Below are 26,473 nucleotides of genomic sequence, written 5' to 3'. Positions count from 1 at the left end.
CACCGCCGCGCCAGGAGACCAGCGTGCGATCTCTGCGCCCTCGCTGGCGCGCGCGACCCCGTGCCAGAGGTGCACAAGCGGCGCTAGCGACCGAACCTTGTTGCGCTGGATGGCCCCGATGAAGTGCCAGCGGGGGGCGAGACCCTCCGCCGCGGCGGCGGCCGCCTTGCCCAGAAGCTCCCCCGCGTAGCTCTCACCGAGGTCGCGCAGGCCGGCTGCCACCGCCGCTCGCACCACCTCCGGGCCGAACGTCTTCGTCACCCCGACGATCGTCACCCCGGTCGGATCCCCGCCCGCCTCGGAGATGCGGCGGCGGAGCGCGTCCAGGCGATCCTTCACCTGCGCGGCGACACCGGCCGTGCGGTCGGGACTGCCCTCGGCTAAGCCGGCCATACCACGAGCGCCATGCGCTGGCGCTCCCCTCGGGCCCGGTAGGAGAAGTGCGCCGGAGAGCAGGCCGTGCAGACGTCCTCGTCGGTTACCAGCTCGACGCCGGCCGCCCGCAGGGATGCCCGGACAGCTTCGGGAAGGTCGAGCGCGGGCCGACCCGTGGCCGTGCGGGCCTGCACCGCGGGGCCGAGCTGGGCAGCCACCAGGTCCAGGTCGCCGGGCGAGAACTCGTAGCACTCCGCGTGGATGCACGGCCCGAGGGCGGCCTCGATCCGGGTGGCGCCGAGGGCGCGCATGGCCCCAGCGGCGCTGCCGACGACCCCGGCCGTCAGGCCCCGCCAGCCGCCGTGAACAGCGCCGACCACGCCTTCCGGGCTGGCCAGGGCGATCGGGGCGCAGTCGGCGGTGAACACGGCCAGGCAGGCCCCGGGGTGATCGCTCACGAGGGCATCGCCCTGGGCGCCTCCCCGGTGATCGGGATCGCGCACCACCACGACATCGGCGCCGTGCACCTGGGTGACCCAGCTCCACGGCCGGTCGACCAGTGCCCGGCGGCGCCGCTCGAGCGCGGTCCCACCCGCCCTGTCGCCAGCGGGGACCGGTCCGAGATCGCCGTCGGGCCGCCCCGTCCATCGAGCTATGACCGGGGCGGCGGTGAACCTCACCGCGTCGCTCAGGGCCGTGTCTTGCTCACTTGAGGAAGGACGGCACGTCGAAGTCGTCGTCCTCCAGTCTCAGCCCCTCGTCGGATTCGCCGAGCTCGCCCACGGCCAGCCCGTCCTCCCCGCTGCGGTCGAGCCCGAGCCCGCGGGCAGGCTCCTCGCGGATAGGAGCGCCCTCGTCCCATCGCTCGAAGCCGGCGGCGATCACGGTCACCCGCACTTCTTCGCCCATGGCGTCGTCGACGACGCTGCCGAAGATGATGTTGGCGTCGGGGTGGGCCACACCGTGGATGATCTCGGCCGCCTCGTTGACCTCGAACAGACCGAGATCGGGGCCGCCGGCGATCTGGAGCAGGATGCCACGGGCGCCTTCGATCGACGCCTCCAGCAGGGGGCTGGTGATGGCGCCGCGCGCCGCGTTCACGGCGCGCCCGTCTCCGGTGGCGTTGCCGATGCCCATGATCGCGGTGCCGGCGTTGCGCATGATCATCTTCACATCGGCGAAGTCGGTGTTGATCAGGCCTGGCGTGGTGATCAGGTCGGTGATCCCTTGCACCCCTTGAAGGAGCACCTCGTCCGCCATCTTGAAGGCGTTGACCATCGACGTCTTGTCATTCGAGACCGTGAGCAGGCGGTCGTTGGGGATGATGATCAGCGTGTCGACCTTCTCCTTCAACCGCTGGATGCCCTGCTCGGCCTGGACCGCCCGCCGCCGCCCCTCGAACGAGAAGGGTCGCGTGACAACCCCTATCGTCAACGCGCCGACACCCTTGGCGATCTCGGCCACGACCGGGGCACCGCCGGTCCCGGTGCCCCCGCCCTTGCCGGCCGTGATGAACACCATGTCGGCGCCCTTGAGCACCTCCTCGATCTCCTCGGCGTGCTCCTCGGCGGCCTCGTGGCCGATCTCGGGATCGCTGCCTGCGCCCAGGCCCCTCGTCAGCTGCCGTCCGATGTCCAGCTTGACGTCGGCGTCGCTCATGAGGAGCGCCTGGGCGTCGGTGTTGACGGCGATGAACTCGACACCCTTCAGACCGGCGTCGATCATGCGGTTCACCGCGTTCACGCCGCCGCCGCCGATGCCGACAACCTTGATCACGGCAATGTAGTTCTGCGCTGGCCCCGCCATAGGCTGTTCGCCTCCCGTGAGTGTGCACTGCGCGGAATGCGCCGTGTCGTCGCTGTTCACTATCCAGCCTCCCCCGACGGGGATGGGGCTGGGGTCGACTGACGCCTCACTCGTGCACAGCACGCCCGCCCACCAGGGCTCGAGCGCATGTTCCCGACCGTGCGATTGCCGCCCGCCTCGACCTCATCCTCTACCTCGACGGCAGCTCGAGACTCCCGTGTGAAATCCCAAGCCGGCAGAGACGATACGGCCGGCATCAGTGCGCGGTCAAGACATCTTTTGGGTAATCGTCAGGCGCGGCGCGCGCATCCGTCAGGGTGAGGATGAGGCACAGGGCGACACCGTCGGCGCGGCTCCCATCCGTCGACGCCGGTCATCCATGCGTGAGGGCCGGTGCCTCGGGCACGCGCACGTCGATCGTTCGCAGGCTCGCCGGCCTCACCTGGGACAACAGGGCCAGGGTCGCCATCAGCTTCTGCTGAAGCTGCTCGGCATCGCCCAGCTGCACGACGACGCCGGGCATCAAGGTGAGGGCGACCTCTCCGTCAGGAAGGACGTCGACAGAGCTGACCTGGCCCACCAGCGGACGCTGGAGGGCGGTCAACACCCTGAGCGCTGGGTCCGCCGGCGCGGGCAGCGTGGCTCCCAGCGCCGGAAGCTGCGCGACCCCGTGCAGCGTTGGCAGCGCGGTGCCGAGCGCCGGAGGGGGAGACGGCGCCGCCCCGGTCGCGCGGGCGAGGACCCGGCCGGCGCCGTCGGTGACCGCCCAGTCGCCGTTCGCCGCGGTCACCAGGGCAGCCGGGACGCGCTCGTGCAACGAGATGCCGACCGTGGAAGGCCAGTTGCGGGCCACAGTCGCCCGCGCCACCCAGGGCAGCGCGTCCAGGCGCCGGGCCAGCCGGCCCGTGTCGACGTCGACCATCAGCCGATGGCGATCGAGCCCGGTGGCGCGCAGCACCGCTTGACGGCTGGTGTGACGATCGCCGGACACGCTCACGTGACCCACGCTCAACAGGGGCGAGTGCAGGACGCCGAGGGCCGCGCCCGTCACCGCCGTGCAGACGAGCACGGCGAGCACGATCCGCAGCCGGCGCTGGCCCTCCAGCCGCCTTACGGCGGACCGGCGCTGGCGGATGCGGGGATCCATGCGGGGCCTCGGCAGGGAGCTGACAGGCCTGGAGCGCAGCCCGGTCACGCCCGCCACCCTCTCACGCCGCCCGACCGCTGGCCGGGATCCCATCCGCGTGGTTCCCATCCGCTCAGGGTCGAGCCTGCCGAGGGCCCGACCTTCGACGTCACCGTCAGGTGGAGGTCGACGGCGGACGGTTCGGGCTGGGAGCTCTGGCTCTGGCTCAAGCTCAGGTTGACGTTGAGGTTGAGGGTCGGAAGCCGATCAACCTGAGCTCGGTCTCCAGCCGCACGCCGAGGCGTTCGGCGACGACACGACGAACCTCGTCGACCAGGGCCCTTACGTCATCGGCGGAGCCGCCGGGATCGGCTTGGAAGAAGTTGGCGTGCTTGGTCGACACGCATGCCGAGCCGATGCGGTGACCCTTCAGCCCGGCGGCGTCGATGAGACGACCGGCGGAGTCGCCAGGCGGGTTGGTGAAGACCGAGCCCGCGTTCTGACCGCCCGGCTGGTGCTGTCGCCGCCACCGGACGATCTCGGCGATCTCCGCCTCCGATGACGACGCGTCACCGGTCGCTACGGCGAACTCGGCCCACAGGACCACGTGGTGCGGAGCCACGCTCGAGTGGCGGTAGGAATAGTCGAGCCGATCGACGTCCGCGACCCCGTCCTCCCCGCCGTGGAGATCGGCGAAGCAGATGCGCTCGAGGCGCTCGCTCGTCTCCGAGCCATGTCCGCCCGCGTTCATGCGCACCGCTCCTCCGACCGATCCGGGCACGCCCACGGCCCATTCGAGGCCGGTCAGGCCGGCCCGAGCCGATCGGCGGGCCAGCACGGGCAGTCCGACGCCGGCACCGGCTCGGACCCGGTTCCCCTCCATCTCGATCGTCGAGAAGGACTCGCCCAGGGTCACCACCAGCCCGGGGAACCCGGCGTCGGCGACCAGGAGGTTGGAGCCCTTGCCCACGACCAGCACCGGCACCCCGGTTGAGCTCACCGCCTCGCGGGCCAGCCGCAGATCGTCGGCGTCCTCGATCTCGAGCGCCAGCGCCGCTCGTCCTCCGACCCGGTACGTGGTCATTGGCCCGATCGGTCGATCGCGCTCTCCCCGGGCGCCGAGAACAGCGGCAGCCCGCTCGACGGCAGCGCGCCAGCGGGCGCCGCTGTCTACCACGCGGCGTCGACGAGCAGCTCGTCGGGAAGAGATGTGAGGTCACCCGCACCCAGCGTGAGGCACAGGTCCCCCGGTTCGAGGATCCGGCGCAGCTCGGCCAGCACGGCGGCCCGAGTGGGCACGTAGACGACCTGCTGAGCGGGGTGGGCGTCCCGCACTGCCTGCACCACGAGCAGACCCGACACGCCAGGACGAGGCCGCTCCCCTGCCGGGTACACGTCAGTGACGATCAGGATGTCGGCCCCGTCGAACGCGTCTGCGAAGTCGCGCCACAGGCTCGCCGTGCGCGAGTACCGGTGGGGCTGGAATACGCACACGATCCGCCGCCACCCCCCGCTCCGGGCCGCCGCCAGCGTCGCCACCACCTCACCGGGCAGGTGGGCATAGTCGTCGACGAACGTCACCCCTCCCTGGTCGCCGCGGAACTGAAAGCGGCGGGCGACGCCGGTGAAGCGAGCCAGCGCTCGCTGCGCAGCGTCCATGTCTGCGCCCATGGCGAGGGCGGTCACGACCGCCCCGGCGGCGTTGGTGGCGTTGTGCAGCCCGGGCACCGGCAGCTCGAGCCGGCCCAGGCGCCGCCCCTCGTGCTCCAGGGAGAAGCTGATGCTGCTCCGGCGACCCTCCATGTCGACCATTCGATACGTTGCCGTCGGCGCCGTGCCATAGCTGATCGCTCCCACCTGGGCGCCGAGGCGGGCCGCGACCGGGTCGTCGGCGCACACGACCCTGGCGCCGGGCGCCTCGGTCAGAAATGTCTCGAACGCCCTCACCAGGGCCTCGAACGACCCGTAGTGCTCGATGTGATCAGGCTCGACGTTGGTGACGAGCGCAACGTCGGGTGTGATCTGCAGGAAGGTGCCGTCGCTCTCGTCGGCTTCCACGGCCAGCCACTCGCCCTCGTCCCAGACAGCTCCCGTGCCGATCTCGTTGAGCTCGCCGCCGACGATGAACGATGGGCGCAGGCCCGCCTCGACCAGCACCAGAGCGAGCATCGAGCAGCAGGTCGTCTTTCCGTGTGTCCCCGCCACCGCGACCGTTCGCCTGGTGTCGACGACCGCGGCCAGGATCTGAGCCCTGCTCAGCACCGGTATGCCGCGCTCGCGGGCCGCGGCCACCTCGGGGTTCGAGCTGGGCACCGCGCTCGAGACCGCGACCACGTCGGGGCTTCCCAGGTTCTCGGCCCGATGACCGACCGACACCTGTGCCCCGGCGGCGGCAAGACGCTCGAGGGCGAGCGACGTCCTGAGGTCGCTGCCGGTGACCGTATGACCCATCGCCGCAAGTACCGTGGCGATCGCGCTCATGCCGGCGCCACCGATGCCGACCAGATGGATGCGTCGCCGCGCGCGCAGGTCGAAGGCCGTGCCGTCGGTCACCGACGGCCGCTTCCCGGGGCCGGGCGGGCGTGCATCTCGACGAGGGTGGCGACCTCCTCGGCCGCACGGGGGCGTCCGACCTGGCGGGCCCGCCGGCTCACCTCCACCAGGCGGTCCCGGTCGCTCAGAAGGCCGTCGATCTCTGCCGCCAGCCGCACCGCGTTGCAGTCGCCGTCGGCCACGCTCACGGCGGCTCCCGCCTCAGCGACCCGACGGGCATTGGCCGTCTGGTGATCACCCGGCGCGCCCGGCAGCGGCACCAGGATCGCCGGCAGGCCCACCACCGTCAGCTCGGCGACCGATGTGGCCCCCGCCCGACACACCGCGAGGTCGGCGGCGGCGTAGAGCGTCGGCATGCGGTCCTCGTACTCCACCGGGCGATAGAGCGCCGGGTCGAGCCCGAGCGCCGCCGCTCTCGCCGACAGCTCAGGCCAGTCCCGACGCCCGACGATGTGGTAGACGGTCACGTCCTGACGGGCGGCCCACGCCCCGACCAGCTGCAGGGTGGCCTCGTTGATCCGCAGCGCACCGAGCGATCCGCCGAAGACGGCGACGACCTGCCGGTCGGTCGGTAGGCCCAGCTCGTCCCGGGCAGCCTGGCGACCCGTCGGCGAGCGGTCGACAGCGAGCACCTCGGGCCGCACCGGGTTGCCCGTCACCACCGCTCGCGGCAGGGCCGTGCCCTCGAAGGCGACGGCCGAGGCGACCGCGAACCTGCCCGCCAGGCGATTGGCGGCGCCCGGCACGGCGTTCGACTCGGCCACGATCAGCGGTATGCGCAGCGCCACCGCAGCCAGCGCCGCGGGCAAACCGGCGTAGCCACCGACCGAGAGGACGATGGCAGGCCGGCGTCTGGCCACCAGGCGGACCGATCGGGCAACGGCTGCAGCGAGGCCGGGAACGGCCTCCAGGTTGGCGCGGCTGAGACGTCGCTGGATGCCGCGGCCGGGCAACAGGGTGACCTCGAACCCCGCAGCGGGGACGAGACGAGCCTCGATGCCTCGCCGGGAGCCGACATAGTGGATGGTTCCCGCGGGATGCCCGCGGTCCACCAGGGCCCGGCCGACGGCGAGTGCAGGCAGGACGTGCCCCGCAGTCCCGCCGCCGGCCACCATGGCGAACGTCGACGTGGCGACCTCCGACACGGGACGCGGGGACGAGTCGGTGCCCACGGGATCAAGGGTCACGGCGCGACGCGCGTGGGCGTGGCCCGCCGGGCGCGCGCCCGCCGGGCGCGCAGCACGCCGGGGCCGGCGAGACGGTCCGGTCCGTCGCCCCCCGACCCCACCGTGGTCTCGATCAGACCGGCGGCGCTCGGCACGGGCCGCTCTCGCGCCGCCACGCTCAACAGGAGGCCTGTCGCGGCCATGACGATCACCAGCGACGATCCGCCGAAGGAGACGAACGGCAACGGTAGGCCGGTCACCGGCAGTAAACCGATCACGGCACCGATATTGATGAACGCCTGGCTCACGATCCAACACGTGATGCCAATGGCGAGGAAGCGGCCGAACCGGTCTGGTGCCCGGGCCGCGGTGCGGACCCCGAGAAAGGCCAGCGCCCCGAAGAGGCCGACGACGAGGAGGCTTCCGATCAGGCCTAGCTCCTCGCCGATGATGGCGAAGATGAAGTCGGTGTGGGCGTTGGGAAGAAAGCCCCACTTCGCCCGGCTGGCACCGAGGCCCACCCCCCAGAGGTGGCCGGAGCCCAAGCCGACGAGCGACTGGACGACCTGGTAGCCCTGGTCGGACCGGTGGGCCCACGGGTCGAGAAAGGACAGCAGCCGGGCGCGCCGGTAGGGCTCGGCGATGCTGAGGAGGAACGCGCCCGCGGCGCTGACCGTGAACAGGGCTGCGAGCGTTCGCATGCGCGTGCCGGCCGCGAACAGCAGCCCGAAGGCAATGCTGGCCAGCACCAACGTGGTCCCCATGTCGGGTTGCTTCATCACCAGCAGGCCGGCGAGGAAGAACACGATGATCAGGGGCCGCACTGCCATCGCCCACTGCCTGGTCCGTCCTGCCCGACGTGCGAGCAGGTCGGCTCCGAACAACACCAGGGCCAGCTTCATGAGCTCCGACGGCTGGATCCGGAACGACCCTGTCCCGACCCAGCGACTCGATCCGTCGACGAGCACGCCCACTCCTGGGATGAGCACCAGGACGAGGAGCACCAGGGCGAGGCCCACCAGGGGGCCGCTGAACCGTTTCCAGAACCGGTAGTCGACCTTGGCGCACACGACCAGCACCGCGCTGCCCACGGCGACCCACAGGACCTGGCGCTCGAAGTACACCCAGGGCGACCCGTACTGGCGTATCGCCTGTACCGACGATGACGACAGCACCATCACGAGGCCCATCACGGTGAGCACGCTGACGACGGCCACAAGGCCGACGAACGTACCCGACCGTCTCAGCCCGCCCTGAGCAGACTGGGGCACGCCGGTCCCCCGACCCTCGTCTGCATCGACCACGGCGACGCGGGCCCCACGAGCCGTCGCTGCCGAGGAAGCCCGGGGCGACGAGAAGCGGGCGATGGTCCTCGAGGGCCGGCTCACCGGGCGCCTTCGGTGCGGGCCCGCACCGCTCGGGCGAAATCGGCACCGCGCTCGCTGTAGGACCGGTACCAGTCGAAGGAGGCACAACCGGGCGAGAGCACCACCGAGTCTCCCGGGCGGGCGAGATCGCCGGCGAGACCCACCGCCTCGTCCATCGACGTCGCTGTCACGACCGGCGACGCTCCCGCGAAGGCCGCCTCGACCTGGGGGATCGCCTCGCCGATGGCGACGACGGCGCGCACCCGGTCGGCGCCATCCCGCAATGAGTCCAGTCGCAGACCCTTGTTCCGCCCACCGGCGATCAGCACCACCGAGTCGAGCCCGGACAGGGCGGCGAGGACGGCAGCGGGGGTCGTCGCCTTCGAGTCGTCGAGGTAGCGCACCCCACCAGACTCCCCCACCAGCTCGAGCCGGTGGGGGAGCCCCGCGAACGTCCGCAGCGCGGCACGGCAGCCGTCGAGGCTCGCGCCCGCCGCCAGCGCCCCCGCCGAGGCGGCGAGGGCATTGACCAGATCGTGCGGAAACGACCTGGGCAGCTCCTCGGTCCCGACGATTCTCTCGCCGGTCGGCGTGACCAGGGCTCCGCCCTCGAGGTGGTAGCTCCCCTCGGCCCGGCCGAACGTGATGACCGGAACCGGTGCGGACGCGGCCGCAGCCATCACCACAGGGTCCTCGGCGTTGGCCACGGCGACGTCGCCGCTCCGCTGGTTGGCCCAGACTCGAGCCTTCGAGTCCACGTAGTGAGCAAGCGTCGGGTGCCAGTCGAGGTGGTTCTCGGCCACGTTCAGCCACACGGCCACGCTCGGGCGGAACCGCTCGGTGAAGGCGAGCTGGAACGAAGACACCTCGACCACGAGCACCTCGGCGTCACCGTCCACGGCGTCGGCGAGCGGGACACCGATGTTCCCCGCGACCAACGCCCGCACCCCCGACTCGACCAGCATGCGGCTCACCAGCGTGGTCACCGTCGTCTTGCCGTTGGTCCCCGTCACCGCCACGATGGGAGCTTTCGCCCAACGGGCCGCCATCTCCACCTCGCTCACCACGTGGGCCCGGCCGCCGAGACCGAACACCGGGTGATGAGCCGGGACACCGGGGCTGACGACCACGAGCGCAGCACTGGCAGCCAGCTCGGAGAGGGTCTCGGTCGACGGCGCCTCGACGAGCTCGATCTCGAGGTTGGCCGCCCGCTTGCGCACCGCCTCGTCGGGGTGATCGTCGACGGCGATGACGCGCCTGCCGTCTCTCGTGAGTCGCCGGGCCACGGCCTCGCCGGTGACGGCGAATCCCACCACCAGCGCGCTGGCGCGGGGCTCAGGGTCCGCTGACCCCTCCGGTCCCGTCATCAGCTGACCAAGCCGAGCGACAGGAAGTCGGCATAGAAGAGCCCGAGGGCCAAGGCGGTGCACACCCCGGCGAGGATCCAGAACCGCACGATGACTGTCGTCTCTGGCCAACCCAACAGCTCGAAGTGGTGGTGCAGCGGCGCCATGCGGAAGACGCGGCGATGGAACAGCCGGTAGCTCGCCACCTGGATGATCACCGACAGCGTCACCATCACGAACAGGCCCGCGATGACCGGGAGGAGCAGCACCAGGTTCATCTGGAGGCACAGGCCCGCCAGGCCGGCGCCGATCGCAAGCGATCCCGTGTCGCCCATGAAGATGCGCGCCGGGGCGGCGTTCCACCACAAGAAGCCGGCACATGCTCCCGTCAACGCCATCGCCGCCAGGGCCAGGTCGAGGCCCTGGGGCACGTGATAGATGAACGTGTGGCGGAACTGCCAGTAGCCGATCACGGCGAGCGTCGCGAAGGCAAAGACCGCCGAGCCGGCGGCCAGCCCGTCCAGCCCGTCGGTGAGGTTGACCGCGTTGGCCGAACCGATCAGCAACAACACAGCCAGCACGGCCCAGCCCACGCTTCCAAGGGCCAGCCCCGGCGAGCTCGAGCGGGTGAAGGAGAGGTTGGTGCTGACGCCGCTCCAGCGCAGGGCCACGACGGCGAAGGCCACGGCCACAGCCAGCTGGCCGGCGAGCTTGGTCCGCTTGTTGAGCCCGAGGCTGCGATGGCGGCTCACCTTGATCCAGTCGTCGGCGAGCCCAACCGCCGCGCCTCCCCCAAGGGCGAGCATCACCACCAACCCCGACACCGAGAACACGGTCCCGATGCGGGCGTGGCCCACGACGTAACCGGCGAAGACGGCCGCGACGATGGCCAGTCCCCCCATGGTCGGAGTGCCCGCCTTGGTGACGTGGCCGAGGGGACCGTCGTCGCGGATCTGCTGGCCGATGCCCCTGCTTGCCAGCCACCGGATCAAGAGCGGCGTCCCCAGGCCGGCGACGAGCAGGGCGGTGGCCCCGGCGACGAGGAGCGAGATCACCGCCGAGCCCCGGCCGTGTCCTCGATGGCGGATCTCGTGACCACGCGATCGTCGAAATCGATCGTGCGCTCGCCGATCCGCTGCCCGGTCTCGTGTCCCTTGCCGGCGACCACCACGACGTCCCCGGGCCGGGCCGAGGAGACGGCCAGTGCGATTGCCGCCGCCCGGTCGGGCTCGACGACCAGCCGATCACGACGGTCGACCCCGCCCCGCACCTCGGCGATGATCGCCATCGGGTCCTCGCTGCGAGGGTTGTCCGAGGTGAGCACGGCCAGGTCCGCCAGCGTCGTTGCGATCCGCCCCATGTCGGGCCGCTTGTGGCGGTCGCGATCCCCGCCGCAACCGAACACCACGAGCACCCGCCCCTCAGGCTGGGCGGCGTGGCGGGCGGCCGTCAGCGCCTGCTCGAGTGCGCTCGGGGTGTGGGCGTAGTCGACCACGGCCTTGAAGGACTGCCCCGCCTCCACCATCTCGAAACGACCGGGAACACCCCGTACCGCCGACAACCCCTCGGCCACCACGCCAGGATCGATCCCCATCTGGCGGGCCGCGGTGGCAGCAGCGAGAGCATTGGCAACGTTGAACCTTCCGCTGAGGTTGAGGGTTACAGGTCTCCCCTCCCAGCGGAAGGTGCTTCCGACCGCCCCCACCTCGAGCTCATCGGCGTCGGCCAGGGAGAAGGACCGAAGGCCGATCGGCGCCGACTCGAGCAGCCGACGACCCCAGGGGTCGTCGGCATTGACGACTCCCGTGTCCGTACGCGCCGGTGTGAACAGCAGAGACTTGGCCGAGAAGTACGCGTCCATGGTGCGGTGGTAGTCGAGGTGGTCCTGACTCAGGTTGGTGAAGACGGCCACGACGAAACGGATGGCATCGACCCGGCGCTGGATCAACGCATGCGACGAGACCTCCATGGCCACGGCCACCTGCCCCGCGTCCCGGTAGGACGCGAGGCTACGTTGCACCGACGGTGCGTCGGGCGTCGTGAGCCCGCCGTCGAGAGTTCCCACCACCGCGGTCGGCCAACCATTCGCCTCGCAGACCGCCTTGAGTAGATGGGTGACCGTGGTCTTGCCGTTCGTGCCGGTAACACCAACGACGCGAAGGCTGTCAGCCGGATGGCCATGAAAGGCCGCCGCGACCTGGGCCATTGCCGCCCGCGCCTGGCCAGCGCCCACACAGACCTGCACGACATCGAGCGGGAGCAGGCGCTCGCACAGCAGCGCCGGCGCGCCCGCAGCCACGGCCTCCGGCGCGAAGTCGTGGCCGTCGAACCGGTCGCCGGGGAGGCAACAGTACAGCGCCCCGGGAACCACCTCGGCCGTGTTGAAGACGATGTCGCGCACATCGACGCGAGCTGGATCCCCTCGGGTCTCCACCACGTCGACCTGCCCGAGTAGTCGATCGAGTCGCACGGGCCCGACGATCCTTATCTGACTACTGCGTGTGTCTGGTCGTACTTGACCCGGCGAGCGTAGTGGGCGGGCTCGTCGGCGGCCTGTTGGCGTTCCCTGCTGACGGCACCGGGGGGGCCGGCTGCGCGGGCGCCGGGAGTGCCTGGGGCGCCGCGGGCGGGACCCCGAGCCGGCGCAGGTCGTACTGGGCGATCTGGGCGAAGACGGGGGCGGCGACCACCCCGCCGAAGATCGGCGTCGGCTGGTCCAGCACCACGATGGCCGTGAGGGCGGGGCGCTGGGCCGGCACGAACCCGACGAATGTGGCCATGTAGGCACCTGGCTGATAGCCCCGCCCGTTCTCGAGGGGCTTCTGGGCGGTGCCCGTCTTGCCGGCCACCGAGTAGCCCGTAAGGGCAGCCGTCGTCCCTGTCCCCGACTGCACGACCTGTTGCAGCATGGTTGTCAGCTGCTGGGCGGTGCCCGAAGAGATGATGCGGTGCGGCTGCTGCATCGACGCGGCGTGCTGGGTCCCATCCGGGCCGATGGTCGCCTGTACCAAGCGGGGCGGCACGAAGTTCCCTCCGTTGGCCACCGCGTTGTAGGCATCGAGCATCTGCACCGCGGTCACCGCCTCGCCCTGGCCGATCGGCACGGTCGCGATATCGGTACCAGACTCGTGCGCCGGGTCCAGCAGCAGGCCCGCCGACTCGCCGGGAAAGCCGAGCCCGGTCCGCTTGCCCAGGCCGAAGGCCCTGAGGTAGGAGGCGAGCTGGTCCTTGCCGAGCTGCTGGGCGATCCCGATGGTGCCCACGTTCGACGACTGAGCCAGGATGTCGGAGACCGACATCGACTGCGTCGAATGGCCCTCAGCGTCGTGGAACGTCGAGCCCGCCACCCGCACCGTGTCGGGCACCGAGAAGCGCTGGTCCGGAGTCACGACGTGGTTCTGGAGGGCCCCACCGATGGTGACGACCTTGGTGACCGAGCCTGGCTCGTAGACGTTCGTCAGCGCGCTGTTGTTGGGCGCCTGCCCCGGAGGCGCGCCGTTGGCGCCGGCCACCATGTTGGCCATGGCGAGGATCTCGCCGCTGTGCGAGTCCATGACGACGGCGATGCCGCCCCGTGCGTTGGACGTCACGATCTCGTTGCTGAGGGCCTGCTCGGCGTCGAACTGCAGTGAGCGGTCGATGGTCAGCACCAACCCCTGGCCGGGCTGGGCCGACTGCACGACGCGCCCCCCGGGGAGCTGCCTGCCGTTGGGGTCCCGTTCGACCACGGTGCTGCCGGCGTGGCCCGCCAGCTGCCGGTCCTTCTGGTACTCGACGCCCCCCAGGCCGTGCCCGTCGGTCCCGACCTGGCCGATGACCGACCCGGCCAGGTTGCCCTGGGGCAGAAAGCGCTTGGGCTCTGGGAGGAAGGTGAGCCCGGGGAGGCGCAACGCCTTGACCTTGGAGGCGATGTCGTCAGGTACTGCTCGGGCCAGGTAGACGAAGCCCGCGTTCTGGCTCAGCTGCTGCTGGAGGTTGGCGGGGTCCGCGCCGAGGATGGGCGCCAGGGCCGCGGCCTCGGCTCTCGGGTCCGAGACCTGATGGGGATCGGCGACGATGGTCGTCTGGATGACGGACATGGCCAGCGGCTCGCCGTTGCGGTCGACGACCGGGCCCCGCAGGGCCGGGACGGTCACGGTGTGGAGGAGCTGGGCCTGGCCGACGGCCGCGTACCGCCCAGCCGAGATGCCCTGGACGTACATCAGGCGGGCCACGACAGCCACGACCAGAAGGGCCATCACCAGAAACATCACCGCCAGGCGCCGGCCATGCGTCGCCGTCCGCTTCGGTGGGCGGGTGCGCTGAATCGACCGGATCGCAGGGCCGACGCCGTCCGCGCCGGCGGACCTACCGGGTTGGCCCCTCGACTGGGTCGGTCTGCCGGTCCTGCCGTTCCTGGCGGCCGGTCGCTCCCGTGGACCAGCCTCTCGCACCGTGGGACCCGGGCTCACCGGTGCGAGGAGCCCGAGACCGTGGAGGGAGTGGTGGACGGGGGCGAAGCTGGCCCGGCGCGGGCTGGGCCGGGAGGTGGGGACGGTCCCGCCGGTGCCGGCGCGCCGGCGGCCGGGGAAGTGGGGCTGGCGGCTGGAGGCGAGGGGGCCGGCAGCGGCGGCGGGACCGCACCGCTGCCAGTGGTCTGCACGGGCGCCCCGCTGCCCGAGAGGTAGGTCAACCTCGAGGGCACCACCATGCCGAGGCGCTGCTCAGCCTGGGCGACGATCCGCGCCGGCGACTGGAGTTGAGCCAACTGAAGCTGGAGCTGGCCGCGCTGGGCCAGAGCGGCGTTCCGCTGCGCATCCAGCCGATCGAGCCGCAGCTGGTCCTGGGCGATCATGACGTTGATGGCGACCACGCCGAGCAATGAGCCCGCCACCAAGGACGCCGCGACCGTCAGGGTGAGCCGAGCTCGACGACGACGGGCCTTCCGCCCGAGGTGCTCGGTCGGAAGGATCCGCAGAGGTGCCCGCCCCGGTCGTGGGTCCGGGGCCGGGGCTCCTCCCAGGCCGGCCTCCCGGGCCGGGCGTGGGAACGTGATCACACTGTCGCCCTGGCTGACCGTCACGAGCCCGACTCGCTGTCGTCGAGACGCTCGAGGGCCCGGAGGCGGGCGCTGCCAGCCCGGGGGTTGGCCTCCACCTCCGCCACAGCCGGCCGTCGCGCCCCTCGCCCCACCAGGCGACCGCGAGGGCGAGCACCGCAGACGCAGGGAAGCCCCGGCGGGCACGTGCAACCGCCGGTGACCGCCTCGGCGAAGCGGCCCTTGACGAGGCGGTCCTCTCCCGAGTGGTAGGAGAGCACGAGACAGCGTCCGCCGGGAACGAGCAGATCGATGGCCGCGTCGAGGGCCCGGTCCAGCGCGTCGAGCTCGGCATTGACCTCGATGCGAACGGCCTGGAAGACCCGCTTGGCGGGGTGACCGCCGCGGCGGCGGGCCGGAGCGGGAATCGCGTCTCTCGCCACGTCGGCCAGCTGCCCCGTCGTCTCGACGGGGCGAGCAGCCACGATGGCGGCAGCGATGCGACGAGCAAACCGTCCTTCGCCGTTGGCCGCGAGCAGCCGGGCCAGCTCGGCCTCGGGAAGCCCGTTCACGACGTCGGCCGCGGTGCGGACCTCGCCGGGGTCCATGCGCATGTCGAGTGGAGCGTCGTGACGGTAGGAGAACCCTCGAGCCCCGTCGTCGAGCTGAGCCGAGCTCACACCCAGGTCGAAGAGCACGCCCGATATCGGCGCCAGCCCGACCTCGTCGACGACCTCACTGAGTCGATCGAACCGAGCCTGACGAACGAGGGCGCGTTCCCCGTACGGGGCGAGGGCGTCCGACGCCGCGGCAACGGCCACTGGATCTCGATCGATCCCCAGCACGGTGAGTCGGGGGTGGGCGTCCAGGATCGCCTGGGCGTGACCACCCCCACCCACCGTGGCGTCGACGATGACGCCGGAGGGCACCGGGGCGAGCAGTGACACCACCTCGCCGGTCATGGCCGGTCGATGCTCGAACGCCCGGCTCATCTGCAGCCCCTCGACCGGCAAGACGCCGTCGGGTTGTCTCCCCAATCGACCGGGATGGAAGTGGGCGGAGTAGGGGTCTTCCACCTCGCCAATCGAGGGGCTGCGCATGAGCCAGGAACTGGTGTCGGGTGCTGTGTCGTGTGGTGTGATCTCCGTTTCCTCTCGTTGCGAGCCGTACCGTGCCGCCGGTGTCAGCCGGAGACTGGCTCGCTGTCTCCCTCCGTGAGCCGCCGTTCCATCGGCTTCACTCGCTGGTCCCACGCACCTGGGTTCCAGAGCTCCACCCGGTCGATGGCGCCGTGCACCAGCACGTCGCCGTCGAGACCGGCGAAGTCCCGGAGATGCGCCGGTATGGCCATCCGACCCTGCCGGTCGATCTCCACCTCGTGCGAGCCGGAGGCCCACACGCGGGCCAGGTTGCGCTGACCGGGACCCTCGCTGGCGCTCTGTTGCATGCCGATCATCTGCTTCTCGAACTCGTCTGGGGTCCACAGGGCCAGGCATCCGTCGTGGTATTGGCTCAGGTAGCCACCGTGCTCGAAGTGCACCCGAAATTTGGCCGGAAGGATCACCCGCCCCTTGGCGTCGAGGCCGTGCTCGAACCTGCCGAAGAATCTGGCCATTGGTGATCGCTCCCACGACACTCCCCAAAACCCTGAGGACCCTCCCTTTCACTCCACTACCCGCCACCGTACGCCCCCTCCCTCCCTTCGTCAACACCATGGGGCACCACTCGCTCTGGATCCCTCCGGCCGGCCTCCCTGGCCGGCGCCAAAGCGAATCCACCCTGACGCGCGAGGCCCGAGGATTGGTGGATGCAGGGGCTCGGCGGTCACCGCCGAGCAACACGAGGCGCCAGCGGGGCGGCTCGGCATCTACACCGCGCGTTCCACCTTTGGTCGAAAGAGGGCGCAGCACGCACCGGCGCTACGGCCCATTTCGACAAAAGGTGGAACGCGACCAAACCCCGGACGCGCCATGGCGCGGTGGCGCGAAGTGGAGGGATCACGCCCGGCCGATCAGGACGGGAGGTGCTCGATGAGGCTCCGCTCGATGTCGACGACGCGCCGCGCCGGGCCGAGGCCGGCCGCGGCGGTGCCGAGTGTCACGGCGCCCTCGGCCCGCTCCGTCTCAGAGAGGTCGAGCACCTCGAGGAGCCGGGCCGCGTCCCACCGGAGCAGGGCCGCGCATTGGAAGGCAGCGCCAGCCCGCGTCCGGCGCTGGGCCATCCCGACGACCTTGCGACCCTGCACCGTGACCTCGCCTGCGCCGGTCCCGGCGAAGCACACCTTCGCCGACCAGGCGGTCGTGACCGCCGGGCCGCGATGCACGTCCGCTCCGTCCACGCCGAGCGCGGTGAGGGCGTCGGCCCATGCCTGTCCCAGCCACCAGAAGGCCCGCCCAACGTCGCCCACCCAGAGTGGGTCATCGCTGGAGACGGAGACCTCGACCCAGGCGAGGGCGCCGGGTTCGACGAGCACCGCTCCTCCCCCACTCCGGCGCCGGACGACCTCCAGCCCGGACGAGGCGGCGCGGGAGTGGTCGACATCGCCGTCGGGTTGGGTGCTGCCGAGCACGAGGGCGGGGCGGCTCACGCGACAGAGCGTCACCGTGCGCGGCGCGTTCACCCGGTCCCGGTGGTGCAGCTCGCCGGCGCTGCCGGCGAGCTCGACGACGCTCCACGGCGGCGTGGCCGCGCCAGCGGGCACGGACCGGTCGGCGAGGCTACGCCGACGCCGACAGGGAGGCCGACCCGAGGTACGGCTCCCAGTCGGGACGCAGCCCCCCTGTCGCCACGAGGAACCACACCCGCTCGCGTGGCTGCGCTGGCGCCCGACGGAGGGTCAGACCGACCTCGTGGACGAGGCGGTCCTCCTTGCGGGTGTTGCAGCGCCGGCAGGCGGCGACGACATTGTCCCAGGTGTGGGTGCCACCCCGGCTACGGGGAACGACGTGATCGATGTTCTCCGCCGCCGCACCGCAGTACTGGCATCGGTGGCCGTCGCGCGCGAACACAGCCCGGCGGTTGAGGGCGACCCGGCTCTGGTACGGCACCCGCACGTAGCGGGCCAACCGCACGACCGAGGGCTCGGGGAACGCCACGCGCGCCGCCCGAAAGTGACGCTCGGTGGAGTGGATCAGCTCGGCCTTCTCGTCGAGGAGCAGCATCAGCGCACGGCGCGACGGGACGATGGACAGCGGCTCGAAGGTGGCATTCAGCACCAGAGCACGCGTCACCGCCACCATCCCCGCCGGCTAGGCCACCGCGCCCCGACCCTGGCGACCGTCGCCGGCGCGCCGGGCAGGGGCCCATGGTGGTGGTGGCAAGGGCATCGCCGCGAGAGGCTAGCGCGCTGCGACCCTCGCTTCGCGGCACCAGGCCAGGTACTCGACGACATCGTCGGCCTCGATCTTTGCCTCGGGGTCGCCGTAGGCCGTCTCGAGCCGGAACCGGAGGTAGCCCGGGTCCGGGAGCGGGATCGGAGGCCACCGCTTCCACCAGCCCGGGCGGGCGAGCACGGCCACCTGGATCACCACTGTCCACCAGAGCGCCGGCCTCACCAGGACAGCAGCCGTCGCATGCCGGGGGATCACGGCGCCACGACCCCGCCGAAGGCCGGTAGGCGTTCCAGGCCACGCCACCCGACGGCGCCTGCGCCTACGAGCGGTCCGGCCGCTCCGAGGCCGGCGGGAACGATCCGCGTCCCGACCGAGAAGTCGAGCCGCGCCAACGAGTCGAGCTCGGCCTGGGCCGCGGCAAAGAACGGAGCCCCGAACCCCAGCGCGACCGAACCGGCCACGACGACGAGCTCGAGGTCGAGGAGATTGACGACCGAGGCCACCGCCTGGCCCACCAGGGTGCCGGCACGGACCGCCACGTGGGACCCGGCTAGGCGCGCGGATCGACCGGTCATGGCCTCGATGGCGGTGCCCGAAGCCTCGGCCTCCAGACAGCCGCGTCCCCCGCAGACGCACGGCCGGCCTCCCGGCGTCACGATCACATGACCAATGTGACCGGCGTTGCCGTCGGCGCCGTCGAGCAGGCGTCCGTCGAGCACGATCCCACCGCCGACCCCGGTCGAGACCACCATGGCGAGGAAGTTGGACCGCCCCGCAGCGGCCCCCGCCCACCCTTCACCGAGGGCCAGGGCTTTGGCGTCATTGTCGACGAAGGTGGGCAGAGCACAGGTCTCGGCCAGGCGGCGGCGCAACGGGAACCGGCGCCAGGCGGGGATGTTGAGCGGCGACACCTCTTCGCCGCCGCGGCGCATCGGACCCCCGCACCCGACACCACAGACGACCGGCCGGCGCCCGCCGGTCGCCGCGACCCGGCCGACGAGGCCCGCCGTGGCCGCGAACAGCTCTTCGGGGTCGTGGACCGTCGGCGTGGGGATGATCTCCTCGGTCAGGACCCGTGCGTCGGTCCCGATCAGCCCGGCCGCCAGCTTGGTGCCGCCGATGTCGACGGCCAGGCAGAGCTCCACCGGCCCACGCTAACCGTCGACCCCGCTGACGAGGGGGCCTCGCCCGTTAGTAGGCTCGTTTCTCGATGACGCGGCGCGGGAGGACCTAGAGCGTGGCGACCGAACGGACCGCCACGCGCCGAGCCTTCGACTTCATCGGTTGCTTCGAGGGCATCGTCGACAACGTCGAGCGGGTCATCCAGGGCAAGGACGAGGCCGTCCGCCTGGCCCTTGTCTGCCTCGTCGCCGAGGGCCATCTCCTCATCGAGGACGTGCCCGGCGTCGGCAAGACCAGCCTGGCCAAGGCCCTCGCCACCTCGCTCGACCTCCAGTGGCAGCGGATCCAGTTCACCCCCGACCTCCTGCCCTCCGACGTCACGGGGGTCAACGTCTACAACCGGGCCAACGGCAGCTTCGACTTCCGCCCCGGCGGGGTGTTCGCCAACATCGTGCTGGGTGACGAGATCAACCGGGCCTCCCCGAAAACCCAGTCGGCCCTGCTCGAGGCCATGGAGGAGCACCAGGTCACCGTCGATGCCAATACCTACCGGCTGCCCGCGCCGTTCATGGTGATCGCCACCCAGAACCCGATCGAGCACGAGGGCACCTATCCCCTGCCCGAGAGCCAGGTCGACCGCTTCCTGATGCGGGCCCACATGGGCTACCCGGGGCGGCACGCCGAGATCACCATGCTCGACGCCCACGGCTCCGGGAACGTCATCAGCCACCTCCATCCGGTGGCCGACGAGACCGACGTGGCCGACATGGTCGCCCAGGCCCACGCCGTCTTCGTCGCTCCCGCCCTCAAGGGCTACATCGTCGACCTCGCCGCCGCCACCCGCGCCCACCCGAGCCTCGCCCTCGGGATGTCGCCGCGCGCCGCCCTGGCCCTGCAGCGGGCGGCGCGGGCGTGGGCGGCCGCCCAAGGGAGGGACTACGTCACTCCCGACGACGTGAAGTCGCTGGCCAGGCCGGTGCTGAGCCACCGTCTGGCCCTGGCTCCGGACGCCTCGGTCGGCGGTCTCGGTCCCGAGGACGCCCTCGAGGAGATCCTGGCGTCGGTGCCCGTGCCCACCGGCCGGGCGGCCCAGGGATAGGGCACAGGGCCCGACGGGGTGCCGACTCGCCGCGGCTGGCTGATCGCAGTCGGCTCCCTCGTCTCGATGCTGGCCGGCCGGTTGGTCGGCATGGTCGAGCTCTACGTGCTGGGGGCTGCGGGCCTCACCCTGGTGATCGGCGCCGTGATCTACGTCCACGTCCTGCGCTGCCAGCTCGAGGTGGCCCGCACGCTCCACCCGTCGCACATCCACGCTGGAGGGACCAGCCTCGTCCAGCTCGCCGTGCGCAACGTGGCCTGGCGGCGCTCACCCACCCTCGTCGCCTCGGATCCCTTCGACGGCGGCAAGCGGGTCGCCCGCTTCCTCGTGCCGCCGCTCGGCGCGGGTGACTCGGGGAGGGCCGCCTACCGGGTCCCAACCGAGCAGCGGGGGGTCTTCGGGCTCGGCCCCTTGGCGCTACAGCTGGGCGACCCGTTCCGCCTGGCCTCACTGTGGTTGAAGGGGGCGCCCGCGACCCGTCTTGTCGTGTACCCGAGGATCGACAAGATCCCGCCGCCCCCGCACACCCAGGGTGACGACCCGCGCGCCGGCGCCGACCACCGCTCCTTCCTCAGCCGACGGGGCGAGGACTTCTACGCACTGCGGGCCTACCAGGTCGGCGACGACCTGCGCCGGGTCCACTGGCCGTCGACCGCCCGACTCGACGACCTCATGATCCGCCAGGAGGAGATGCCTTGGCAGGGGCGGGCAAGCGTCCTGCTCGACCTGCGCAAGGCGGTGCATGCACCGGAGTCGCTCGAGCTGGCCGTGTCGGCCGCGGCCAGCGTGGTGAGCTCGGTGTCGCCCGGTCACGCCCTCGTCCGGCTGTTGGCCACCGACGGCACCGATTCCGGGTTCGCCGCCGGCCGGGCCCACGTGGAAGCGGTGCTCGAACGGTTGGCCGAGGTCCGCATGACATCATCGGGGAGCCTGCTGAACGAGCTAGGGGTCCTCAGCCGCGCTCCCGGAGGAGGGGCGCTCGTGGTGGTGACGACGTCGCTTGCCACCGATACCGATCTGGAGCGCATCGCCAGGCTCCGCAGCAGCTTCCCGACGGTGATGGTGGTCGTGATCGACGACGCCGCGCCGGACGGGGCGATGACCCGCGGGGGGACCCGGCGGCCCATGCCCGGACCCGTCATGCCCATCCGGGTGACCGCGGGGCGGCCTTTCGCCACGGCCTGGTCCGAGGCGCTCGGACGCAACCGGCCCCTGGCCGGGACCTACGGGGGGCGGCGGTGACCGCGTCGCGTCCGACTGCGCCGCGCCAACCGCGGCGCACCGCCCCGCCAGGGGCGGAGACGGTCCGCTCGTCGGCGATGGCGTCCATTCCGACCACGGTGGCCCTCGCCATTCTCACCGTGGTCACCGGCGCGGGTATGGGCCGGCTGTTCAACAGCACCTCCTACCTCGGTCCGGTGGTGGGCGCCGCCATCGCCGCCCACGCCTTGGCCTGGCTCTGGCGCCGGCTCGGCCTCGGCACCGTGGCCGCCCTCCTCCTTTCCGCCGCCGGCATCCTCGTCGTGACCACATGGGTCGCGCTTCCCCACACCACCGTGGCCGGACTGCCCTCGGCCACCACCTTCCACGAGTTCAGCTCCCAGCTCGCCCAGGCCCACCAACAGCTGCAGGAGCTCACCACCCCCGCGCCAGTGACGGCCGGCTTCCTCCTGGGCTCGGTGCTGATCGTTGGCATCCTGGCCGTGCTGGCGGACTGGGCGGCCTTTCGCCACCGCTCGACCTTCGAGGCCGTGGTGCCCTCCCTCGCTCTGTTCATCTACACCGCCGCCCTGGGCACCTCACGGGGACGGACACTGGCCGTCTCCATCTACCTGGCCGCCCTGATCGGCTTCGTGCTCGTCGCCGAGAGCAGCCGGCAGGCGTCCACCATGCCCTGGCTGACGAGCCGGGCCGGCCGGGGCCTGACCCCGCTGCTCCGCGGGGGCGCCACGCTCGGCGTCGTCGCCGTGGCCGCGGCCCTCATCGTGGGTCCAAATCTGCCCGGCGCCCGCGCTGCGGCGGCCCTGGATCTCCGCCACCTGACCCAACCGGGACCCAGCCAGCGCACCACCATCAGTCCGCTGGTCGACATCCGGTCCCAGCTCGTGAAGCCAGCCGACGTCGAGCTGTTCACCGTCGCCTCGACGACCCGGACCTACTGGCGACTCACCTCTCTCGACAGCTTCGACGGCGCCATCTGGTCGGCCAACCAGTCCTACCGGTCAGCCAGCACCGAGCTGCCGTCGTCGGCCGCCGCCGCACCTCCCGGCGTGGCGCCCGGAGTGAAGCAGGCCTTCAGCATCTCGAACCTGGCCAGCGTCTGGGCGCCGGCCGCCTATCGGCCGAGTCGCCTGATCGGTCTCCCGGGCGCCAGCTACAACCCCGAGTCGGGCAGCATCATCACTCCATCGGCCACCCCCGACGGGCTGACCTATCAGGTGACCTCGGACATTCCGCGTCTCGACGGGGCCGAGCTGGCCCAGGACGGAGCGGCTCCGGCCGGCACCGACGTCGCCCACTACTTGACCCTTCCGAATGGCATTCCGGACTCCATCCGCCAGACGGCGGCGCAGATCGTGCGGGACCAGGGATCCGACTACGGGAAGTCGCTCGCCCTGCAGAACTGGTTCCGTGACAACTTCCGGTACAGCTTGAGCGTCCCGCCCGGTCACGACGACAACGCCATGCTGCGCTTCCTCTCGGCCCGACAGGGCTACTGCGAGCAGTTCGCCGGCACGTTCGCGGTGATGGCCCGGTCGGTCGGGCTGCCGACTCGGGTCGCCGTCGGCTTCACCCCTGGGCAGCTGGAGTCCGACGGCCAGTACCACGTCCGAGCCCTGAACGCCCACGCCTGGCCCGAGGTTCTCCTGGGCCGGTACGGGTGGGTCAGCTTCGAGCCCACACCCGGACGGGGCGAGCCGGGCGCGGAGGCCTACACCGGCGTGGCTGCCGCCCAGGCCGGCCCCGTCGACACCCCGGCGCAGACCACCCCCGGCGCCGCGGCCGCGCCCCCGTCTCCCGCGCCGGCCCCACCCGTCGCGCCGAAGCCCTCCCCCAACCTCGTGCACGCCGGACCGACAGCCCACCATGGCGGCGGCTTCCCGGTCGCCGGCGTCACGGCGGCGGTGATCGTCGTCGCCCTGGCTCTGGCGTGGGTTGTCGGCATCCCCCTGATCGCCCGGCGACGACGACTGCGCCGTCGCGCTGCGGCGCGCGGCGCCGAGCGCGTCATGGTGGCGTGGTCCGAAGCTGCCGACTCCCTGGCCCTCATGGGAGCCGGGCGACGGCCGTCGGAGACCCTCCAGGAGCACGCCCGGCGCGCCGCCCGATCCCCCGTCGCACCCACGGAGGTGCCTCCCGCGCTCTCGGCGCTAGCCGGAGACGCGAGCGTGGCCAGCTACGCCGAGGGCACGCCGGACACAGAGATGGTCACGCGGTCTGTCGTCGCCGCCGCGGTGATCGAGGGCGCCGTCTGGAAGCGGGCGACCCGGTGGCAACGACTGCGCTGGCGCCTCGATCCTCGCCAGCTGCTCCCCCTCGGCAGGCGGGACGGCGAGTGGAAGAGCCGTGACCCCGATCGTCAACCGGGTTGGCGCCCGCGTCAACGGCGGGGCGGCAACGGTGGGGCCGGGACGGGTGACGGCTCGCGGAGCCGTCGGTCAACAGCATCCGTCTCCTAGCCCGGGCCTTCCCGGTCGGACCCAGTTGAGTGCGGGGCGGCTGGGGCGCGGCGCTTTGTCAGTCGCTTCGCTTGAACCGCTCGCGGAGACGGCGCTGGGTGTCTCCCAGCGTCTCCGACAGCCCCTGGGCCCGCACCGACTTCGTCACCTGCTGCCAGCCCGCCCGACCCATGTTGCGGAGATTGCGCTCGAAGTAGATGGCCGAGAACAGCATGATGAAAAAGCCCAGGAGCCCGAGCAGCAACGACGTCGAGAACCAGACCACGAGGATGGCGAGGCCGCCGAGGAAGGCGAGAGCCGACCACTTGCAGTTGCGGCCGGCGTGGCGGTACACGGTCTCCCGCCGAACCCGAGCCGCGAAATCCGGATCGTGCTCGTAGAAGTTGCGCTCGATCTCGTGAAGGATCCGCTGCTCTTCCTCGGAAAGCGGCACTACCGCCCCCTTGCCACCCCTGGACGTCGGTGTCTTCTCGTCCTCAATCTTCGCGCAGCGGCTGCGTTACAACAACGCGATGTGGCCGCACCGGACCCTGGACCCCCCCAGCCAAGCCGGTGGGGCCCAGGTGCGCTGAAGCCACGGCGCCGTGATCTAGCCGGAGCCGGGCTGTCCGGACCGGGGGCCCCACTGGGTGTCTCCCTTCCGCTTGATGTCGACCCCATCTGGACCGGCGAGCGAGGCGGGGCCCAGGGCCTCGCTCCCGAACCGCGCTCGGACGGCGTCGAGGGCTCCTGACGCGGCGCTGTCCCGACCGCGGGACCCCTCGCCGAGGTCACCGAAGGTGAGCTGCTGGGCTCCCCGGTCTGACGCTCCGGTCAGCCCCGAGACGCTCACCCCCAGCAGGCGAACCCCGGGCCGCACGTCCACGGCGCTGAGCAGGTCGGACGCCACCCTGGCGATGACCGGGCCCTGATCCACCGGGTCGACGAGGCTGTGCGAGCGGGTGATCGTGGACATGTCGCCGAAGCGCACCTTCAGCGTCACCGTACGGCCCGCCTTGTCACCGCCCCGCAATCGGGCTGCCACCGCGTCCGACATCCGGACCACCTGACGGCGCAGGCTGACCGCGTCGTGGTCGTCGTGGGCGTAGGTCTCCTCGTGCCCGACCGACTTCACGTCGCGGTCCGGCTCGACCGATCGGGGGTCACGGGCCCAAGCCAGCTCGTGCAGCTGGCGACCCACCGCCTGACCCACGGTGATGACGAGGGTCTCCACGGGGACGGACGCCAGATCGCCCACGGTCGACACGCCCAGCCGGGTGAGCCGGGCGGCGGTCACGGGACCGACACCCCACAACGCGGACACCGGCAGCGGGTGGAGAAAGCCGAGCTCGGCGTCGGGCTCGACAGCCACGACGCCCGCGCCAGATCGGGGCCCGGCGGGGGTCGGGGCCGGCTTGGCCGCCCTGGACGCCAGCTTGGCCAGCAGCTTCGATCGGGCCACCCCGACCGACGACCAGAGGCCGACCTCGTCATGGACCCGCCCGCGGACGGCGTGCGCGATGTCGGTCCCCGATCCGAACAGCCGGCGGGCGCCCCGCACGTCGAGGAAGGCCTCGTCGAGCCCGATTCCCTCGACCAGCGGCGTGAACGAGGTCAGCACCTCGTGCAGCCGATGGCTGACGGCGGCGTAGACGTCGAACCTCCCGGGCAGGAACACCGCCTGCGGGCACAGGCGGCTGGCCTGGACCGACGGCATGGCCGAACGGACACCGTAGGCCCGGGCCTCGTAGGAGCAGGAGGCGACCACACCGCGCGTCCCCGACCCGCCGACGATGACCGGGCGGCCTGCGAGGTCGGGGTCATCGAGGATCTCGACCGCAGCGTAGAAGGCGTCCATGTCGAGGTGCAGGATGTCGAGGTGGGGCGCGTCGAGCTGCTCGGCCACCGGACGGGTCACAGCCGGACCACCTCGAGACAACGGGCGTCGTCGCCTTCGAGGCGGTAGCGGTAGGAACGGTCCCCCCTCCCGGGACCGGGGCCGGCCTCGCCGGCCGGCTGTCGCTCGGCGAGCCAGGCGACCAGCGGCTCGGCCACCCAGGGCCGACACCCCTCGAGATGGAGCTCGGCGGCGGCCCAAGGCACGAAGCGGGCATCGACCACGATCCCGTCGGGATCGTTGACGACCAGCTCCCCCGAGTACGACACGGCCAGGTGCACCTCGACGCGCAACAGCCACCCCAGGCGTTCGGCCCTCGCCTCGACCTGGTACACGGGTCCGGCCCACTCGTCGACAACGAGCCCCGTCTCCTCGTCCACCTCCCGGGTGAGGCCGCCTCGGACCGACTCCCCCTCGCCCACGTCGACCACGCCGCCGGGGGGGGACCAGTCAAGTGATCCGTCACGCCGACGGTTCTGGACCAGCAGGAGGCCGTCCTGGTTCTCGACCAGTCCACCGGCCACCAACCACTCACGCACAGAAGCATTCTGCCCTCCCGAGCCGGGCCGCCGCCGGCCGCCCTGCCGCAGCGGCTCTGCGGCCCGTGG

General features: G+C 71.8%; 25 protein-coding genes. 3 read left to right on the top strand and 22 right to left on the bottom strand.

Annotated elements, in window-relative coordinates; genetic code table 11:
* From VH112_09065 to VH112_08975, 19 genes are all read right to left on the bottom strand, one after another.
* Window positions 1-393 (bottom strand): hypothetical protein (locus tag VH112_09065; GenBank protein ID HEX4540384.1); only part of this gene is annotated, 393 nt, incomplete at its 3' end.
* Window positions 381-1,055 (bottom strand): polyphenol oxidase family protein, encoded by a 675-nt coding sequence (locus VH112_09060; protein ID HEX4540383.1) that lies wholly within the window; start codon window positions 1,053-1,055, stop codon window positions 381-383. The genes VH112_09060 and VH112_09065, both read right to left, overlap by 13 nt.
* Window positions 1,056-1,080: 25 nt before the next feature.
* Window positions 1,081-2,181, bottom strand: coding sequence for a cell division protein FtsZ (gene ftsZ, locus VH112_09055; protein HEX4540382.1), 1,101 nt, complete (start codon window positions 2,179-2,181; stop codon window positions 1,081-1,083).
* A gap of 373 nt (window positions 2,182-2,554) precedes the next feature.
* Window positions 2,555-3,328 carry an FtsQ-type POTRA domain-containing protein gene (locus VH112_09050; protein ID HEX4540381.1) on the bottom strand — a complete coding sequence of 258 codons (774 nt, stop codon included), beginning with the start codon at window positions 3,326-3,328 and terminating at the stop codon, window positions 2,555-2,557.
* A 211-nt stretch (window positions 3,329-3,539) separates the two neighbouring features.
* The gene (gene murB, locus VH112_09045; protein ID HEX4540380.1) at window positions 3,540-4,484 is read right to left on the bottom strand and encodes a UDP-N-acetylmuramate dehydrogenase; all 945 of its coding nucleotides are present in this window, start codon (window positions 4,482-4,484) and stop codon (window positions 3,540-3,542) included.
* A complete protein-coding gene (gene murC, locus VH112_09040; protein ID HEX4540379.1) occupies window positions 4,478-5,860 on the bottom strand; it encodes a UDP-N-acetylmuramate--L-alanine ligase in 1,383 nt (460 codons plus the stop codon). Before murC ends, murB begins: the two co-directional genes overlap by 7 nt.
* Window positions 5,857-7,047 carry an undecaprenyldiphospho-muramoylpentapeptide beta-N-acetylglucosaminyltransferase gene (gene murG, locus VH112_09035; GenBank protein HEX4540378.1) on the bottom strand — a complete coding sequence of 397 codons (1,191 nt, stop codon included), beginning with the start codon at window positions 7,045-7,047 and terminating at the stop codon, window positions 5,857-5,859. Before murG ends, murC begins: the two co-directional genes overlap by 4 nt.
* Window positions 7,044-8,297, bottom strand: coding sequence for a putative lipid II flippase FtsW (gene ftsW, locus VH112_09030; protein HEX4540377.1), 1,254 nt, complete (start codon window positions 8,295-8,297; stop codon window positions 7,044-7,046). The genes murG and ftsW overlap by 4 nt, the downstream gene beginning before the upstream one ends.
* A gap of 113 nt (window positions 8,298-8,410) precedes the next feature.
* A complete protein-coding gene (gene murD / locus VH112_09025; protein ID HEX4540376.1) occupies window positions 8,411-9,760 on the bottom strand; it encodes a UDP-N-acetylmuramoyl-L-alanine--D-glutamate ligase in 1,350 nt (449 codons plus the stop codon).
* On the bottom strand, window positions 9,760-10,794 hold the full coding sequence (gene mraY, locus VH112_09020; GenBank protein HEX4540375.1) for a phospho-N-acetylmuramoyl-pentapeptide-transferase: 1,035 nt from the start codon (window positions 10,792-10,794) through the stop codon (window positions 9,760-9,762). Before mraY ends, murD begins: the two co-directional genes overlap by 1 nt.
* A complete protein-coding gene (locus VH112_09015) occupies window positions 10,791-12,209 on the bottom strand; it encodes a UDP-N-acetylmuramoyl-L-alanyl-D-glutamate--2,6-diaminopimelate ligase (protein ID HEX4540374.1) in 1,419 nt (472 codons plus the stop codon). Before VH112_09015 ends, mraY begins: the two co-directional genes overlap by 4 nt.
* 22 nt (window positions 12,210-12,231) lie before the next feature.
* The gene (locus VH112_09010) at window positions 12,232-13,977 is read right to left on the bottom strand and encodes a penicillin-binding protein 2 (GenBank protein ID HEX4540373.1); all 1,746 of its coding nucleotides are present in this window, start codon (window positions 13,975-13,977) and stop codon (window positions 12,232-12,234) included.
* Between the two features lie 209 nt (window positions 13,978-14,186).
* Entirely contained in the window at window positions 14,187-14,801 is a 615-nt protein-coding gene (locus VH112_09005) for a hypothetical protein (protein HEX4540372.1), read from the bottom strand.
* Entirely contained in the window at window positions 14,798-15,748 is a 951-nt protein-coding gene (gene rsmH, locus VH112_09000) for a 16S rRNA (cytosine(1402)-N(4))-methyltransferase RsmH (GenBank protein HEX4540371.1), read from the bottom strand. The genes VH112_09005 and rsmH overlap by 4 nt, the downstream gene beginning before the upstream one ends.
* Before the next feature lie 191 nt (window positions 15,749-15,939).
* Complete coding sequence (locus tag VH112_08995) at window positions 15,940-16,371, bottom strand: division/cell wall cluster transcriptional repressor MraZ (protein ID HEX4540370.1); 432 nt, start codon at window positions 16,369-16,371, stop codon at window positions 15,940-15,942.
* Between the two features lie 396 nt (window positions 16,372-16,767).
* Complete coding sequence (locus VH112_08990) at window positions 16,768-17,457, bottom strand: hypothetical protein (protein HEX4540369.1); 690 nt, start codon at window positions 17,455-17,457, stop codon at window positions 16,768-16,770.
* A 16-nt stretch (window positions 17,458-17,473) separates the two neighbouring features.
* Window positions 17,474-17,986 carry an HNH endonuclease gene (locus VH112_08985; GenBank protein HEX4540368.1) on the bottom strand — a complete coding sequence of 171 codons (513 nt, stop codon included), beginning with the start codon at window positions 17,984-17,986 and terminating at the stop codon, window positions 17,474-17,476.
* A 108-nt stretch (window positions 17,987-18,094) separates the two neighbouring features.
* Entirely contained in the window at window positions 18,095-18,343 is a 249-nt protein-coding gene (locus VH112_08980; protein HEX4540367.1) for a hypothetical protein, read from the bottom strand.
* The gene (locus tag VH112_08975; GenBank protein ID HEX4540366.1) at window positions 18,340-19,233 is read right to left on the bottom strand and encodes an ROK family protein; all 894 of its coding nucleotides are present in this window, start codon (window positions 19,231-19,233) and stop codon (window positions 18,340-18,342) included. Before VH112_08975 ends, VH112_08980 begins: the two co-directional genes overlap by 4 nt.
* Before the next feature lie 92 nt (window positions 19,234-19,325).
* On the opposite strand from VH112_08975, the gene VH112_08970 reads away from it, so the two are divergent.
* The 3 genes from VH112_08970 (at window position 19,326) to VH112_08960 (ending at window position 23,989) form a co-directional block, all read left to right on the top strand.
* Window positions 19,326-20,309, top strand: coding sequence for a MoxR family ATPase (locus tag VH112_08970; GenBank protein ID HEX4540365.1), 984 nt, complete (start codon window positions 19,326-19,328; stop codon window positions 20,307-20,309).
* A gap of 18 nt (window positions 20,310-20,327) precedes the next feature.
* Window positions 20,328-21,551, top strand: a complete 1,224-nt coding sequence (locus tag VH112_08965; protein ID HEX4540364.1) for a DUF58 domain-containing protein — start codon at window positions 20,328-20,330, stop codon at window positions 21,549-21,551.
* A 77-nt stretch (window positions 21,552-21,628) separates the two neighbouring features.
* Entirely contained in the window at window positions 21,629-23,989 is a 2,361-nt protein-coding gene (locus VH112_08960) for a DUF3488 and transglutaminase-like domain-containing protein (GenBank protein ID HEX4540363.1), read from the top strand.
* Between the two features lie 58 nt (window positions 23,990-24,047).
* Here VH112_08960 and VH112_08955 read toward each other — a convergent pair whose 3' ends face one another.
* From VH112_08955 to VH112_08945, 3 genes are all read right to left on the bottom strand, one after another.
* Entirely contained in the window at window positions 24,048-24,422 is a 375-nt protein-coding gene (locus tag VH112_08955; GenBank protein ID HEX4540362.1) for a DUF3040 domain-containing protein, read from the bottom strand.
* 156 nt (window positions 24,423-24,578) lie between these two features.
* Window positions 24,579-25,886 carry a DNA polymerase IV gene (gene dinB / locus VH112_08950; protein HEX4540361.1) on the bottom strand — a complete coding sequence of 436 codons (1,308 nt, stop codon included), beginning with the start codon at window positions 25,884-25,886 and terminating at the stop codon, window positions 24,579-24,581.
* The gene (locus tag VH112_08945) at window positions 25,883-26,404 is read right to left on the bottom strand and encodes an NUDIX hydrolase (protein ID HEX4540360.1); all 522 of its coding nucleotides are present in this window, start codon (window positions 26,402-26,404) and stop codon (window positions 25,883-25,885) included. The genes dinB and VH112_08945 overlap by 4 nt, the downstream gene beginning before the upstream one ends.
* Between the last annotated feature and the right edge of the window lie 69 nt (window positions 26,405-26,473).

This window comes from Acidimicrobiales bacterium (genome assembly GCA_036270875.1).
Taxonomy (GTDB): domain Bacteria; phylum Actinomycetota; class Acidimicrobiia; order Acidimicrobiales; family AC-9; genus AC-9.
The sequence above is the reverse complement of the archived record's forward strand: the minus strand, read 5'-3'. Positions and strand labels throughout refer to the sequence as shown.